The 15,939-nt window shown below is 73.1% G+C and carries 11 protein-coding genes; 5 read left to right on the top strand and 6 right to left on the bottom strand.

The genetic code is table 11. The annotated features are described in order from the left end of the window. Positions 1-158 precede the first annotated feature (158 nt). Together OG738_RS35005 and OG738_RS35010 are read right to left on the bottom strand one after the other, a co-directional pair. Positions 159-530, bottom strand: a complete 372-nt coding sequence (locus tag OG738_RS35005; RefSeq protein WP_329056930.1) for a cytochrome P450 — start codon at positions 528-530, stop codon at positions 159-161. Next, positions 515-820 (bottom strand): TetR/AcrR family transcriptional regulator, encoded by a 306-nt coding sequence (locus tag OG738_RS35010; protein WP_329047432.1) that lies wholly within the window; start codon positions 818-820, stop codon positions 515-517. Before OG738_RS35010 ends, OG738_RS35005 begins: the two co-directional genes overlap by 16 nt. A gap of 85 nt (positions 821-905) precedes the next feature. Here OG738_RS35010 and OG738_RS35015 point away from each other — a divergent pair, with 85 nt between their 5' ends. Further along, positions 906-1,646 (top strand): TetR/AcrR family transcriptional regulator, encoded by a 741-nt coding sequence (locus OG738_RS35015; RefSeq protein WP_329047433.1) that lies wholly within the window; start codon positions 906-908, stop codon positions 1,644-1,646. A 169-nt stretch (positions 1,647-1,815) separates the two neighbouring features. Here the strand turns inward: OG738_RS35015 and OG738_RS35020 are convergent, their stop codons facing one another. The 3 genes from OG738_RS35020 to OG738_RS35030 form a co-directional block, all read right to left on the bottom strand. After that, positions 1,816-2,505 carry an alpha/beta fold hydrolase gene (locus tag OG738_RS35020; RefSeq protein WP_329047434.1) on the bottom strand — a complete coding sequence of 230 codons (690 nt, stop codon included), beginning with the start codon at positions 2,503-2,505 and terminating at the stop codon, positions 1,816-1,818. 85 nt (positions 2,506-2,590) lie between these two features. Further along, positions 2,591-5,320 carry an ATP-binding protein gene (locus tag OG738_RS35025; RefSeq protein WP_329047435.1) on the bottom strand — a complete coding sequence of 910 codons (2,730 nt, stop codon included), beginning with the start codon at positions 5,318-5,320 and terminating at the stop codon, positions 2,591-2,593. Continuing rightward, on the bottom strand, positions 5,317-8,001 hold the full coding sequence (locus tag OG738_RS35030; RefSeq protein ID WP_329047436.1) for an ATP-binding protein: 2,685 nt from the start codon (positions 7,999-8,001) through the stop codon (positions 5,317-5,319). Before OG738_RS35030 ends, OG738_RS35025 begins: the two co-directional genes overlap by 4 nt. Before the next feature lie 254 nt (positions 8,002-8,255). Between OG738_RS35030 and OG738_RS35035 the strand changes: the two genes are divergently transcribed. From OG738_RS35035 to OG738_RS35050, 4 genes are read left to right on the top strand one after another with little or no spacing between them, the layout of a single operon-like run. Continuing rightward, complete coding sequence (locus OG738_RS35035) at positions 8,256-9,656, top strand: MFS transporter (protein ID WP_329047437.1); 1,401 nt, start codon at positions 8,256-8,258, stop codon at positions 9,654-9,656. Further along, positions 9,653-11,221, top strand: coding sequence for a CocE/NonD family hydrolase (locus OG738_RS35040; RefSeq protein ID WP_329047438.1), 1,569 nt, complete (start codon positions 9,653-9,655; stop codon positions 11,219-11,221). The genes OG738_RS35035 and OG738_RS35040 overlap by 4 nt, the downstream gene beginning before the upstream one ends. Continuing rightward, positions 11,218-12,948 (top strand): CocE/NonD family hydrolase, encoded by a 1,731-nt coding sequence (locus tag OG738_RS35045; RefSeq protein ID WP_329047439.1) that lies wholly within the window; start codon positions 11,218-11,220, stop codon positions 12,946-12,948. Before OG738_RS35040 ends, OG738_RS35045 begins: the two co-directional genes overlap by 4 nt. Before the next feature lie 23 nt (positions 12,949-12,971). After that, positions 12,972-14,315, top strand: a complete 1,344-nt coding sequence (locus OG738_RS35050; protein ID WP_329047440.1) for an MFS transporter — start codon at positions 12,972-12,974, stop codon at positions 14,313-14,315. 22 nt (positions 14,316-14,337) lie between these two features. Here the strand turns inward: OG738_RS35050 and OG738_RS35055 are convergent, their stop codons facing one another. Continuing rightward, positions 14,338-15,936 carry an amidohydrolase gene (locus OG738_RS35055; RefSeq protein WP_329047441.1) on the bottom strand — a complete coding sequence of 533 codons (1,599 nt, stop codon included), beginning with the start codon at positions 15,934-15,936 and terminating at the stop codon, positions 14,338-14,340. Positions 15,937-15,939: the final 3 nt, after the last annotated feature.

Raw genomic sequence — 15,939 nt, forward strand, 5'->3', positions numbered from 1 at the left:
GGCTATCCGCGCTACCGGCTGGCCGCCATTCCCGGCTTCTGGCTACCCGGGCCGGGGGCCGGCTTCCGCGCTCTGCCGCCGTGGTCGTGAGTGAGAAACAGCGTTAGAACACTGTTTCTCACTCACGACCACCAGTCAGGCGTGCACCGCGGCGGCCGTCACCACGTGACCGGCAGGCTCCGCACGCCGTAGTTGGTGCCGTGCACGTCCATCGGTACCTCCTCCGGCGCCACCGCGAGCTTCAGGTCCGGGAAGCGCCGGAACAGCTGCGGCAGGATCGTCTTCAGCTCGGCGCGGGCGATGTTCTGCCCCAGGCACTGGTGCACGCCGTAGCCGAAGGCGAGGTGCCGGGTCATCGGGCGGTCGAAATCCGGGCTGTCCGGGGCGTCGAACGCCCGTGGGTCGCGGTTGGCGGCCGGCATGGCGACGACGACCAGATCACCGGCCGAGATCTGCTGCCCGCCGAGTTCGAGATCTTCCTTCGCGACGCGGCCGAGTCCGAATTGGACGATCGTCAGGTAGCGCAGCAGTTCTTCGACGGCCGGGCCGACCTTGGCCGAGTCGTCGACGAGCTGCGCGCTGCTCGGGGTGGGTCAGCGAGCTGCTCGTACTTGTCGGCGAGCGCGGCCCACACCAGTTCGGTCTTGTCGGCGAAGTGCAGGTAGATGGTGGGCGCGGCGACGCCGACCTCCTTGGCGACCGCGCGCATCGTCAGCTTCTCATGGTCGCCCCACTCGGCCAGCAGCCGGTTCACCGCCGCGAGGACGTCGGCCTTCAGCCGGTCCCCTTCACCACGCCGGCTCCGCGCCCGACCCGCCACCACGCACCTCCTGGGCTCCAGGCTAACGGCAGCCGGCGACCACGATCGGGAGTGCCGTCCGCCGGCGACCGGTAAAGTCGCCGACGTGTCCCAGTCGAGTGCAGCCGAGCCGAGCGCCAAGCCCCGGACGGGACCGTCCCGGCGGGACGCGAAGGAGAACCTCGCCCGGATCCTCGCCGCGGCGGCGGACGTCTTCGCCGAGCAGGGCTGCAACGCCACGCTGGCCGACGTCGCCAAGGCCGCGGACGTGGGTGTCGCGACGGTCTACCGGACGTTCGCGACGAAGGACGACCTCATCCACGAGGTGTACGAGCCGCAGTTCGCGCGGGCGGAGCAGCAGGCGCTCGACGCCAGCCGGCACCCGGACCCGTGGGCCGGGATCGCGGGGTTCCTCGAAGACTGCATCACGACCATCGCCCCCGACCGCGGCTTCCGGGAGCTGCTGAGCGGGTCCTACAGCGAAACGCTCGGCTGGTCGCGCCCCCGCACACCGCACCGGCTGGCGAAGCTGGTGGAGGACAGCCACAACCGGACCGGCAAGCACCTGGAAAACCTCGTCCGGCGAGCGCGGGAAGCCGGCCTGGTGCGCGACGACCTGGTGGCCGGGGATCTCCTGCTGCTGTCGATGGCGGTGCAGACCTCGGTCGAGTTCGGCGGGCCGAGCCACCCCCGCCTCTACCGGCGGATGATCGGGTTCCTCATGGACAGCCTGCAACCCGCGCGAGACGCTCCGACGCCGTTGCCGGAGCCCGGTCTGACCAACCGGCAGATCGCCGCCCTGGAGCGGCAACGGCGCAAGCGGATGTCCGGCTCCGCGGAAGCGTGACGTGGTCCCCGCCGCGGCGAGACGGCAGGGACCACCGGATCAGACGGCCGACGCGGCCGGTTCTGGTGGCGTACCCGCCGCACCGGCCATCGGGCGCCGGAGCATCTCGCTGTGCCATGCAGGAGCGTGATGTGGTCCCCGCCGTGGCAAGGCGGCAGGGACCACCGGGTCAGACGGCCGATGCCGCCTGCTTGATCAGGTCCGCTACCGCCGCCGGCTGGGACTCGTAGATCGCGTGGCTGCCGGCGACCTCCGTCACCGTCGCGCCCGCCCGTTCGGCCATCGCGCGCTGCGCGGGCGGCGGGATCATGTGGTCGTCGGTGGCGACGAGGTACCAGCTGGGCGTGACCCGCCACGCGGGCTCGCTGACCACGCCGGCGAGGGCGTCGACGCCCCACGGGACCTGCGAGTGGGCGAGGAACGCCGCCCGCTCCGCGGGGAGGTCACCGGCGAACGACGCGTGGAACTTCTCCTGGTCCAGGAACAGGAAACCGTCCTGCGGAGGCAGGATCGGCGGGACCGGCGCGCCGGGCGGCGGGTCGGCGATCAGCGTGTTCACCGACTCTCCCTTGTCCGGCGCGAAGGCGGCGATGTAGACGAGCGCGGCGACGCCGGAGTGGGTGCCGGCTTCGCTGATCACGGCGCCGCCGTAGGAGTGGCCGACCAGGACCGCGGGGCCGTCCTGCTGGTCGAGGATCTGCCGGGTGGCCGCCGCGTCCCCGTCCAGGGACAGGGTCGGGTTCTGCACGACGCTCACCGCGTAGCCGTCCCGGGCCAGCAGGTCGTGGACCGGCTGCCAGCCCGATCCGTCGACGAAACCACCGTGGACGAGGACGACGTTGCGCACACCTGTGCTCATGCGGATCTCCTGCTGCCGAAAGAGGACTCTGGGACGCGGGAACACTAGGACGGGCGGGCCGGACGTCGATTCGGTCAAATGACTGTCAGCCGTCGTCCAGGGTCGTCAGTGCGTCGCGCAACGTCGCCCGGGACGTCACGCCGAGTTTGGGGAACAGCTGGTACAGGTGCGCGCCGACGGTCCGCGGTGAGAGGAAGAGCTGTTCGCCGATCTGCTTGTTGGTGAGCCCGCCCGCGGCGAGCGTCGCGATCTGCCGTTGCTGGGGCGTCAGGACGACGTCCCCAAGGTCGGCTTGCTCGGGCCGCGCCCCGACGGCCCGGAGTTCGGCGCTCGCCCGCGCCGCCCACGGCTCGGCGCCCAGGCGTTCGAACCGCTCCCACGCGGCGGTGAGGGACGCGCGGGCCCGCGCGGTCGCCTTGGTCCGCCGGAGCCGTTCGCCGTGGTACAGCTCGGCCCGCGCCAGGTCGAACGGCCAGCGGTCCAGCCCCGGCGCGTCGAGCGCTTCGGCGAACAGGCGGCAGTCCTCCCCCTCCGGCGCGGCCAGGGCCGACGCGACGCGGGTGAGGAAGGCCAGGCGCGGCGAAAGCGTGCCGACGCCGGTGTCGCGCGCGGCGGCCGCGTGCGCCCTCGCCTCGGCGTGCCGGCCGGTGCGGTCCGCGGCTTCGACCAGGTCCAGCAGCGTCGCCAGCGCTTGCGGGACGTGGGAGGCGAACTCGCCCGCCGGGGTGATCGACGTGGCGAAGCGGTACGCGGCAGCGAAGTCACCCCGGCCGAGCGCGTCGAGCGTCCCGACCTGGAGTGCGTAGTTCCGGACGAGTCCCGAGTGCCGCGGCTCCGCCCAGCCGGTCATCTCCGCCACGGCCGCGCCGGCTCCGGCGTGGTCTCCCCGCGCGGCCGCGACCAGTGCGCGCAGGGCCCGGCCGTGCCACGCCTGGAGCTGGTACCCGTGCCGCGCGCAGAGGGTGAGACCTTCGTCCACGCGGGCGAGCACGTCGTCCCACTGTCCTTTGTGGAATGCGTCGGTGCCCAGCAGGAACAGCGCTTCGATGGCGGAGGCGATCGGGCCGCCGTCACGGCCGTAGCCGACGACGCGGGTGAGCGCGTCCCGGCACGACGGCAGCCGGTCCACAGAGGACGCGGCCAGGCCGACCCGGACGATGCGGGCGGGACTGACTTCGTGCTGCAGCCCGGTGATCGCGGCGTCCAGCCGGTCCAGCACCGACTCGGAGGCGCGCGCCGGATCGGCGAAAGTCACCTGCATGATCGCCAGCAGTTCCGGGGGACGGGGCCGCAGCCGCGCCAGCGCGGCGTGGAGCTCGTCCCACTGCTTCAGGTCTCCGCCGCCGAAAGCCGAGACCAGCAGGAGGTTGTACAGGGCTTCGAGGAGTGTCTTGTCGGAAGCGTCCGCCGGATCCGGCGCCGCCCGGACGGCGGCGGCGAGCCGGCGGTGCGCCTCCTCGATGGCGCCGTCGCGGTTGAGCAGGTGGTTCGCGCTCGCCAGGGCGAGGGCCAGGGACGGTTCGGTGGCGGCCTGCTGCGCGGATTCCAGCAGCCGTGCGGCGTCGCGCAGGTCGCCGGTGACGACCGTGCCGAGGTACGCGGCCTCGGCCAGCCTCGTGCTGCGTCCGGCCGGCGTCGGGCTCAGCTCGGCGGCGCGCAGCAACTCGCTGACGGCGTGTACGGGCGAACCGCGCCGGAAGTTCGCGTGCGCGGATTTCTGCAGGAGTGACGCGACGTGTTCGTCGGGCTCGGTCGCTGCTTCGGCGAGGTGCCAGGCGTGGCGTCCGGGGTGGTCGCGGTGCGCCTCGGCGAGCTGCCGGTGCACCCGCCGGCGGGCCGCCTCGCTCGCCTCGTGGACGACCGCGGCGCGGATGAGGGGATGGCTGAACGAGATCCGGTTGTGGTCGGCGTGGACCAGTCCCAGCCGCTCGGCGGCGGCGAGCGCGCCGGGCTCCGGCGTGACCGCCCGGAGCGTTCGCAGCTCGCCCGCCCCGTCCAGCGCCGCGACGAGGAGCAGTTCCCGGGCGCGGTCCGGGAGCCCGGCGATCCGCGTGGCGAACGCGTCATGCAGCCGTTGGGTCAGCGGCAGGACGGCCGGGAGCGCGCCCGCGCCGGAACGCTGCCGCTTGCTGAGCGTGGTGGGCAGTTCCAGCAGCGCCAGAGGGTTGCCCTTCGCTTCGTCGACGAGTCTTCGGCGCACGCGGGCGGGCATCGCGGGAAAGCGGTGTCCGAGCAACGCCATCGCCGCGTCGACGCCGAGCGCCGGCACGTCGCGGTGCGGAAGGCCGCCCACGTCCGGGAGATCGCGGGTGCGGGCCGCGGCGAGCACGCCGATCCGGGTCCCGGTCAGCCGGCGCGCGACGAAGCCGAGGATCTGTGCGCTCGCCCGGTCGATCCACGGCAGGTCGTCCACGACCAGCAGCACCGGGCCCGTCGCGGCGGCGTTGGTGAGCAGGGTCAACGCGGCGTGGGACACCGCCAGCTGGTTGGCCGTGGCGCCCCTGCCCAGGCCGAGCGCGACCGTCAGCGCCCTCGAGTGGACCGCGGGCAGCCTGCCGAGGTCGCCGGCGAACGGCTGCAGGAGCTTGCCGAGCGCGCCGAAGCTCACTTCGACGTCGAACTCCGCCCCGGCGATCCGCAGCACCGTGACGCCGGCCGTGCGCGCGTGCGCCGCGGCCGCGTCCAGCAACGCGGTCTTGCCGACGCCGGGCTCGCCGCGCAGCAGCAGCGCATTCCCGGACTCGGCGGCGCTGTCGACGAAGCGCAGCACGTGCGCGAGGTCGCCGTCGCGCCCGAACAGGTCCTCGCGGCTCACGTCTCGTCCTCGGGAAGCCGGCTCAGCGCATCCCGCAGGCCGGCCCGCGAGGTGACGCCGAGCTTCGGAAACGCCTGGTAGAGGTGCGTGCCCACGGTCCGCGCGGACAGGAACAGCCGCTGCGCGATCTGCTTGTTGGTCAGCCCCTCCGCGGCCAGCCGGACGATCGTGCGCTGCTGGGCGGTGAGCAGCTCCGGGCGATGCGGACCGGCCGGCCGCAGTTCGCGCTCGGCCCGGGCCAGCCAAGCTTCGGCCCCGAGCCCGGCGAAGATCTCGCGGGCGTGGTCCAGCTGCGTCCGCGCCTGCCGGTTCAGCCGGGCTCGCCGGAGCCGCTCGCCGTGGGCCAGCAGGACGCGCGCGTGCTCGTACGGCCACTGCCCCAAGTCCGACTGCGCCAGCACGGCTTCGAACCCGGGCATGGCCTCGTCGTCCGGGGCGGCCATCGCCGCGGCGGCGTGGACAAGCAGGCGGTAGCGCGGCGAGATCGCGTCCAGCCGGGCTTCGCGCGCGGCGGCGACGTGCGCCGCCGCTTCTTCGGGCCGGCCCGTGCGCGCCGCGGACTCGGTGAGGTCGAGGACGAACCACAGCGCGTGCGGAACGTGCGAGGCGAAGACGCCCGGCGGCGACACGGTGCTCGCGTGCCGGAACGCCGAGTCGTAGTCGCCGCGGCCGAGCGCGGCCAGCGTCCGGGCCTGCGCGGCCAGCCGGGTCACCAGCGTGGCGCCGCGCGGGGCGGCCCAGCCGACCATGCGGTTGGTGCGGTCGAGCACGGTGGCGTCCTCGCCCCGGCCGGCCGCGACCATCGCCTGCAGGTAGAGCCCGAGACAGCATAGGAGCTGGTAGCCGCCGTCGTCGGCCAGCCGGACGTGCTCGTCGGCGAGGACCTGGGCTTCGGCCCAGTCGCCGGCGTGGAACCGTTCCAGTCCCAGCAGGGTCAGCGTGTGCAGCTCGACGGTGGCCGCGTGACCGGCTTCCGGCCGGTTTCGCAGCCGCCGCAACGGTTCGCGGCACGCGGCCAGCCGGTCGACGAAGATGCCGGCCAGGCTGGTGCGCACCACGTCGATCGGCGCCACCCGGTCGTCCAGCGCCGCGATGGCCTCGTCCAGCTCGCCGAGCACGGGCAACGCCGCCCGGGCCGGGTCGCCGAAGAACGCGCGGACGAACGCGACCGGCGCGGGGACATCCGGGCCGAGCCGCGCCACGACGTGGTGGAACGCGTCCCACAAGTCCGCGCGGCCGCCGAAGTAGCACACCCACCCGAGCGTGGTGACCGCCTCGACGACGGCGACGTCCCACGGGCCCTCGCGCAGTTCCAGCGCGCCCGTCAGCAGGCGGTGCGCGGTCTCGATGTCGCCCTCGCCGCTGAGCAGCAGGTAGTGGGCGGCGGCCACGGCGCTGCCCAGCGCGGGCGCGGGATCGGCGTCCCCGCGCTGGGCGTCGTCGAGCAACCGGGGGACGCGGCGCAGCTGGCCGCCGGCCACCGCACCGAGGTAGGCGGCTTCGACGAGCCGGCGGCCGCGGTCGGCGCCGGCGGGACTCAGGTCCGCCGCCCGCAGGAGCGCGGCCACGGCCCCGGCCGTGTCGCCCCGCCGGTGCGTCCGGCCGGCCGCCTGTTCCAGCAGCCCCGCGATGTGCTCGTCGGGGCCGGCGGCGGTGTGCGCGAGGTGCCAGGCGTAACGGTCGGGGCGATCGCGCAGCCGACGCGCGAGGACGGCGTGCGCCTGCCGGCGTTCGTCGCTGGTGGACAGTGCCACGACCGCCGACCGCGTCAACGGGTGCCGGAAGGCCACCCGGCCGTGCTCGCGGTCGACGTCGACCAAGCCCGCGCGGGCAGCCTGCGCGAGATCGCGCCCGGCCGCCTCGACCAGGTCGAGACGCACGCGATCTTCCAGCGCGGGCAGCAAGAGCGTGCGCCGGACCGCGGCGGGCAACGCGCTCACCCGGGCGGCGAACACGGCGCTCAGCCGTTCGGTCAAGGTCAGCGTCTCCGGAAGCGCGCAGCTGCCCCGCTGCTGGGCGGAGGTCAACGAGACCGGAAGTTCGAGCAGCGCCAAGGGATTGCCCTGCGCTTCGCGCACCAACCGGCCGATGACGTGCCGCGCCATCGCCGGGAACTGCGTCCGCAGGATCGCCGTGGCCGCTTGCTCGGTGAGCGGCCGCACCTCGTGGACGTCGGCGCCGTCGAGACCGGCGTCGCCGGCCCGCACCGTGACGAGGAATCCGGCGCGGCGCGGGGACCGGCGCCGCACGACGTCGGTCAGCACCATGGCGCTGGGCCGGTCGAGCCAGTGCAGGTCGTCGACGGTCACCAGCACCGGCTGGGCCGCGGCGAGCACTTCCACGACGGCGTCGGTCACCTGCGCGCGGCTCGGCGGCGGCCCCTCGCGCATGCCCAACGCGACGGCCAGGGGCTTGGCCGCGCCGTCGTCCGGCACCAGCGGGCTCAGCAGCTGGTGCAGCCCGGCGAACGCGATACCGGCCTCGAACTCGGCACCGGACGCGGACAGCACGCGCACGCCCCGCGCGCGGGCGTAGCCGGCGGCGGCGTCCAGCAGCGCCGTCTTGCCGACGCCGGCGTCGCCGGACAGCGCCAGCGCCGCCGGGCTCTTCGCGGCCCGGTCGACGAAGGCGTCGAGGACGGCCAGATCGGCGTCACGGCCGACGATGCCGGACTCACCCATGGCCCTGTCCCTTCCCGGAGCACGCGGGCGAGCCGGGTCCAGCCAGTATGCGCCTCTCCGCCGCGGTGCCCGGCGACGGTAGCGAGCGCGGCTCCGGCCTCGATTCGGTCATTCGACCTAGTGCCGTGCGGTCTGCCGCGGCTGGTCGTGAGTGAGAAACAGTGTTCTAACCCTGTTTCTCACTCACGACCGGCAGGCCGGGCTTGCGTGCGGCTGCTACTGTCCGGAATAGCTATTCCGGAACGGAGGTGCGGATGACCGCACAACGGCAGCGGTGGGGGGTCCTCGCCGTCGTCGCGCTCGCCCAGCTCATGGTGGTGCTGGACGCGACCATCGTGAACATCGCGCTGCCCGCGGCGCAGGCGGACCTCGGCTTCGGCGACGCGGACCGCCAGTGGGTGGTGACCGCGTACTCGCTCGCCTTCGGCAGCCTGCTGCTCGCCGGCGGACGGCTCAACGACCGCTTCGGCGCCCGCACCGGCTTCATCGTCGGGCTGACCGGGTTCGCCGTCGCTTCGGCCCTCGGCGGCTGGGCGCCGGGGTTCGCCGTGCTGGTCGCGGCCCGGGCCGCGCAAGGCGTGTTCGCCGCGCTGCTGGCGCCGGCCGCGCTGTCGCTGCTGTCGACGACGTTCCGCGGCACCGGCGACGTGGGGCGCGCGTTCGGCGTCTACGGGGCCGTCGCCGGCGGCGGCGGAGCGATCGGGCTGCTGCTCGGCGGTGTCCTGACCGACGTGCTGTCCTGGCGCTGGTGCCTGTTCGTCAACGTCGTGCTCGCGGCCGCCGTCATCGCCGGTGCCCGGACCGCGCTCCCGGCCAACGCTCGCACGACCGCTCAGCGAACAGACTGGTGGGGCATCGGGCTCGTCGTAGCTGGCCTGTTCGCGCTCGTGCTGGGCTTTGGCCGGTCAGAGGTGCTCGGCTGGACCAGCCCGGAAACCCTCGGCTCGCTCGCGCTCGGGGTCGGGCTGCTCGGCGCGTTCGGGTTCGTCGAGGTCCGCACGGCCACGCCGTTGCTGCCGCCCTCGATCCTGCGTTCGCGCACGCGCGGCACGTCGTACCTGGTCATGTTGCTCGCCGCGGTCGGGATGTTTTCGATGTACCTGTTCCTGGCCTACTACCTGCAGCGGACGCTCGGCTTCTCGCCGGTGCTCGCGGGCGTGGCGTTCCTGCCGATGGCCGTGTCGGTCGCCGTCGGCTCCGCCGCGTCCGGCGCCGCGCTGGTCCCCCGGTTCGGCATCCGGCTGCCGGTCACGGCGGGAGCCGCGCTCGCCGCCGCCGGTTTCCTCTACCTCACCGGGATCGGCGCCGAGGCCGCGTACGCCACCGCCGTCCTTCCGGGACTGCTGATGGCCGGGCTCGGGCTGGGCACGGTCTTCGGCTCGACGATGCGCTCGGCGGCCGCCGGGGTGCCGCCGGCGCAGGCGGGTGTCGCGTCGGCGACGGTGAACACCACCCAGCAGATCGGCGGCTCGATCGGCATCGCCCTGCTTACCAGCCTTTCGCTGGCCGCGTCCGGGGAGATCGCCGGGTACCACGCCGCGTTCTGGGGCGCGGCCGCCGCACTGGCCGCGGCCGCGGTGGTCGCGGGCGTGCTCTATCCCCCGCCGAGCCGCACGGCGCAGGCGGAACGCCGGTACCAGGAGCAGAAGTCATGACGAAACCCCAGCGCGCCGGCGTCATCGGCGCTGTGCACCGGAAGGTGTTCGGCCTGCCACCGGGTGGGACGCCCTACACGGTCGAGCGCGGGCTGCGGGTTCCCACCGCGGACGGCGCGCACCTCCTCACCGACGTCTACGCGCCCGTCGGGGAAACGCACGGCACGGTCCTGATCCGGACGCCCTACGGCCGCGGGCTGCCGGAAAGCCTCTTCCACGGCCGTGCGTTAGCCGATCACGGCTACCAGGTCGTCGTGCAGAGCGTCCGGGGCACCGGCGGCTCCACCGGGACGTTCCGCCCGATGGCGCAGGAGGCATCAGACGCCCAGGACACCGTCGCCTGGCTGCGCACGCAGCCGTGGTTCACCGGTCGCCTCGCCACCCTCGGCGGCTCCTATCTCGGCTGGACGCAGTGGGCGCTGCTCCGGGATCCGCCGCCGGAACTGCGGGCGTCCGTCGTCGTGGTCGGCCCGCACGACTTCGCCCGCGCACTTCGGGGCACGGGGTCCTTCGCGCTCGCCGACTTCCTCGGCTGGAGCGCCATGATCCAGGCGCGAGGACTGCCCGCCATGCTGGCCGCACGCTGCCGCGTCAAGGCCGCGCTGCGAGAACCGACCGCCGAAGCCGCCGCGCTGGGCATCGGTGCGCCGTGGTTCACCGACTGGCTCAGCCACACCGATCTCGACGATCCTTTTTGGACGGACTACGACGCGACGGCCGCCCTCGCCACGACGCGGACCCCGACACTGCTCATCGGCGGCTGGCACGACGTCTTCGTCGACCAGACACTCGAGCAGTTCCACGCCCTCGAAGAGCGCGGCGTCGACGTGGCCATGACGATCGGTCCCTGGACCCACCTCGACACGACGTTCAAGGCGGCGCGCGTCACGGACTCCGAAGCACTGTCCTGGTTCGACCAGCATCTCGCCGGTGCCGCGTCCGCCCGCCCGGCTCCCGTCCGCAGCTACCTCACCGGCGCCGGCGTCTGGCGGACGTTGCAGTCCTGGCCGCCGAAGACCGGCGAACACACCCTCGCCCTGCACGCGAGCGGGCAGCTAAGCGACGAACCGGCCGAGGATCCGGGCACGGTCGAGTTCACCTACGACCCGGCGGACCCCACACCGGCGCTCGGCGGACGGCACATGTCGGCCAAGGCGGGCCGCCAGGACAACCGCCCGCTCGAACGCCGCGACGACGTCGTCACCTTCACCTCGGCGCCCCTGGAAGCCGATCTCGACGTCGTCGGCACACCCCATGTCGAACTCCGGTTGACCGTGGAATCCCCCGCACCGCCCCATCTTTTCGTCCGGCTGTGCGACGTCGACGACCGCGGCCGGTCGTGGAACGTGACCGAGGTGTTCACCACGACCTCGGGGTCGGTGAGCCTGCCGCTCGGTTCGTGCGCCCACCGCTTCCTGGCCGGGCACCGGGTGCGTCTCCAGATCTCGGGCGGCGCCTACCCGCGCTTCGCCCGCAACCCCGCGCCGGCTCGCTACGCGCTCGCCTGCGCGGATTCGTCCCTGTCCTTGCCTGTGGAACCGGCGTCTACGAAGGAGCCCGCATGAAGAAAGCCCATCGGCTGGCCGGAGCCGTGCTGCTCGCGCTGGCCGCGGTGACCGTCGCACCGGCAGCGGCAGAAGCGAGCTGGGTGCCGGAGCCGGAGCCCGCGACCTACGGGCACAGCCAGCCGACAGCCGCGTCCGTCACGATGGACGACGGCGTCATGCTGTCCACACAGGTGGTCTATCCGACCGACCCGGCCACCGGTGCGCGCGCACCGGGCACGTTTCCTGTCCTGCTTTCCCAGACCCCGTACGGCATGGCGGGCCCCGATCCGCGGGCCGGCGGTGCCTACTTCGTCGAACGCGGGTACATCTACGTCACGGCCTCGGTCCGGGGCACCGGCGCCTCGGGCGGGCAGCTGGACTGGTTCGGCGCGCGGCAAGGCCGCGACGGCGCCGCGCTGGTCGGCTGGGCAGCTCACGGTCTCCCGGGCTCCGACGGCAACGTCGGCCTGGACGGCTGTTCCTACCTCGGCGTCGACCAGTGGTACACCGCGGCCGAGGCCGGGCCGCACTCGGCGCTCAAGGCCATCGCGCCGTTCTGCACCGACTCCGAGATGTACGAGGACCTCGCGACGGTGGGCGGCGTCCCGACCACGTTCATCCCGTCGATCGCCCACGCCTTCCCGCGCGGGCCGCAGGACAACCCGCAGACCGATCCCCTGTCGGTCACGGTCAACGACCTGACCACCGGCGGCGCCCGGTCGTACGACAATCCCTACTGGCACGGACTCGACGTCCAGGATCTCATGCCGCGGATCGTCGCGAACGGAATTCCCGCGTTGAGCGAAGCGGGCTGGAAAGACCTGTTCCCCGGGGGCAGCATCGGCGCGTACGTGGCCGCGCAGAACGCGTACTTCCACCGGCCCGTGACCGCGCCGATCGCCGCCGGGCAGCGGGTGACCGGCCGGTACCACGCCGTCGTGGGCCCGTGGACGCACGGCGAGCACGTGAACGAAGACGTGCTCTCGAACATCCGCAAGGAATGGTTCGACACGTGGTTGAAGGGCCGGCCGACCGGCATGGCGAACACCACGAAACCCTTGCACCTCTTCCAGAACGGCGGCGACCGCTGGGTCGACACCGCGGCCTGGCCGCCGTCCACCGGCACCGGTACGTACTACCTCGACAGCGGCAACGCTTTGACGACCACCCGGCCCACCGCTGCCGGGACCGACGAGATTTCGTCCGCGCTCACCTACACCACCACGCCCCTCGCCCGGGACGCGGTGCTGGACGGCCCGATCGACGTCAGCCTGTACCTGAAGTCGACCACTCCCGACGCGTACGTGGCCGCGACCGTCAACCTCGTGTCGCCGACCGGCGTCGTGACGAAGGTGTCGGACGGCGGCCTCCTGGCGAGCCTGCGCGAACTGGACACCCGGCAGAGCTGGTACGGCAGCGGCCACGCGCTGATCCAGCCGAGTCACCCGTTCACCCAGGCGAGCCAACGACTGCTCACGCCGAACGAGACCGTGAAGATGGACATCTCGGTCCTGCCGAACTTCACCGTGCTCCCCGCCGGCTACCGGCTCCAGGTCGTGCTGAACAGCCAGGCACCGGCCAACTTCCACTTCCAGCTGGCCCCGACACCGCAGCAGAAAGCGCACCTCGGCTCGGGGCAATTCAGCATCAGCCGGGCCCCGTGGGCGCCGTCGTCCATCACGGTGCCGCTCGCCGCGCCGGCCTCCTTCACCACCAGCCCCGTCACCTGGGGACCGTCTTCCTGAAAGTCCGCAAGGAAAGGACCACGATGACCCCCGAACCCGCCGCCACCGCTCCCGCACTCAGACCCGACGACCCAGACCCGGCGCGCCGGCTGCGGCGAGTCGTCGCCGCCAGCCTCGTCGGGACCACCATCGAGTGGTACGACTTCTTCGTCTACGCCTCGGCCGCCGGGCTGGTGTTCAGCAAGCAGTTCTTCCCGGCGCTGGACAGCACGGCCGCGCTGCTCGCCTCCTTCGCCACGTTCGGCGTCAGCATCGCCGCCCGCCCGGTCGGCGGCGTCATCGCCGGGCACCTCGGGGACCGGTTCGGCCGCAAGGGCGTCCTGGTCGCCACGCTCGTGCTGATGGGCCTGTCCACCGTCGGCGTCGGCCTGCTCCCGGGCTACGACGCCATCGGCATCGCCGCGCCCGTCCTGCTCGTCCTGCTCCGGCTCCTGCAGGGCCTGTCCGCGGGCGGCGAGTGGGGCGGCGCCGCGCTGATGGCCGTCGAACACGCCCCACCACGACGGCGCGGCTACTTCGGCTCGTTCCCGCAGATCGGCGTCCCGATCGGCCTGCTGCTGGCCAACCTCGCCTTCTTCACGGTGTCGGCGTCGACCACGAAGGACCAGTTCCAGGCGTGGGGCTGGCGCATCCCGTTCCTGCTCTCGGTCGTGCTGATCGGGGTCGGGTTCTTCGTGCGCGCACGGGTTGCCGAAAGCCCGGTCTTCACCGAGCTGCAGGAACGCCGGAGCCGTCGCTCGGCGCCGCTGAAAGTGTTGTTCCGGACCAGCTCCCGCGAACTGATCGTCGCGATCGGGCTGTTCATCGCGAACAACCTGATCGGGTACATCCTGATCGCCTTCATCACGTCCTACGGCACGCGGACGCTGAAGCTGTCCAGCACGACCATGCTGCTCGTCAGCATGGTCGGCGCGGTCGCCTGGGGTGTGTTCACCCTGCTCGCCGGCCGCTGGTCGGACACCTGGGGCCGGCGGCGGACCTACCTCGTCGGCACGCTCGCCCTGGCCCTGTGGACGTTCCCGTTCTTCCTGCTCTTCGACACCCGGTCCGTGCCGCTGCTGCTCGTGGCCGTCGTCGTGCTCGCGTTCGGCCTGGGCCTGACGTACGGACCGCAGGCCGCGGCCTATGCCGAGCTGTTCCCCGCCGCGATCCGCTACAGCGGCGTGTCGTTCGCCTACGCCTTCGGTGCCGTCCTCGGCGGCGGTTTCGCGCCGCTGGTGGCGACCTGGCTGGTCGGGCTGACCGGCACGTCGCTGTCCGTCTCGGCCTACATGCTCGTGGCCTGCCTGATCACGCTGGCCGCTGTGCTCGCGCTGCGGGAACGCACGGCCGAGGAACGGGAGGCATTCGTCGTCGCCACCGGCTGACCGAGCGGAACCGCCGGGGCCGTCAGCCGGTCGAGTGCACGACCTCGCCCGCCACCACCGTCAGCTCGGACCGGATCAGCGGGATCCGGTCCACGGGGACGGCGAAGTAGTCCTCGCTGAGGACCGCGAAATCCGCGTACGCGCCGGGCACCAGCCGTCCCCGGGTCGTCTCCTCGAAGCTGAGCCAGGCGCTGCCCGCCGTGTAGCAGTCCAGCGCCTGTTCCCGCGACATCCGGTGCTCGGCGCCCCGCCGGGCGGTTCCGTCCGCGGACCGGCCCGTGATCAGCCACCACAGCGCGAGCCACGGGTTGTGCGAGCAAGCGCGGGTGGCGTCGGTCCCGGCCGCGAGCGGGACGCCGGCGGCGAGCAGGTCGGCGATCGGCGGCACCGCGGCCAGGGACCCGGCGCCCCAGGCCCGTTCGGACGATGCGGCTTTGAACACGTGGTGGTCGTCGAGCACCAAGCCGGCGCCGAGTGCCTTGAGCCGCTTCAGGTTCCGGGCGCTGATGCGGTCGCCGTGCGAGAGGGTGAACCGCAGCCCGCCCACCGGGATCCGCTCGTCGACGGCCTCCCAGCAGGTGAGGATCCGGTCGATGGATTCGTCGACGACGGCGTGGATGTTCACCGGCCAGCCGCGTTCGGCGGCGTGGGCACAGATCCGGTGCAGCTCGTCGATCGCCGCGTCGGAGATGGCGAAGTCTTCGAGGCCTTCGAAGTCGTGACAGCCGAAGTGCACCACTTCCCCGATGCCGAGGAAGGCCAGCATCGGATCGCCGAACCGGGAGGGGGTGTGGCGCATCCAGTCCACGAGCTGGGCGTACTCCTGGCCCGGGTCGGTGGCGGACAGGAAGAGCCGCATCCGCATCGAGAGGCCGCCCTCGCGCCACAACGCGAACAGCGGCTCGTACCGCTGCGGCGGCATCCCGAACCCGCCGGCGTCGACGAGCCCGGTCAGGCCGAGCGCGTGCAGGTCGGCGAACATCACGGCGGTGGACCGGCGTTCCTCCTCGGGCGTGGCCGGCGGCACCGCGGAGAGGACGTGGTTGAACGCACCCATGCCGAAGACCCGGCCGGTCGGCTCGCCGGTCACCGGATCGCGTTCGAAGCGGCCACCGGGCGGATCCGCGCTCGCGGCGTCGATCCCGGCCGCGCGCAACGCTGCCGAGTTGAGCACCGCGGCCTCGTACAGCGCCTGCACGTACACCGGGTGGTCGGTGGTGACGGCGTCCAGTTCGGCCCGGGTGGGCTCGCGGGATTCGGGGAACTGGCACGGGTGCCAGCCCCCGACGACGCGGATCCAGTCCCCCGGCTCGGCCCGCCGGGCCGCGGCCCGGATCGCGCCGAGCCCGGCCGCCAGGTCGGGCACATCCGTCCAGCGCAGCTCACGCGCCCAGCTCGCCCCGCCGCGCACGGCGTGCATGTGCCCGTCGATCAAGCCCGGGATCAGCCGGCGGCCGCCGAGGTCGATCTCCTCGGCACCCGCGCCGGCCAGTTCGCGGATTTCGGCGTCGGTACCGCACGCCACGACGTGGCCGTCGCGAACGGCCAGCGCGGTCGGTTCGGGCCCGGCGGGCCGGTTTGCCTGGGGCCACACGAGGCCGTTGACGAAGATCCTGGTCATCGC

It is taken from the genome of Amycolatopsis sp. NBC_01488 (assembly GCF_036227105.1).
GTDB lineage: Bacteria > Actinomycetota > Actinomycetes > Mycobacteriales > Pseudonocardiaceae > Amycolatopsis.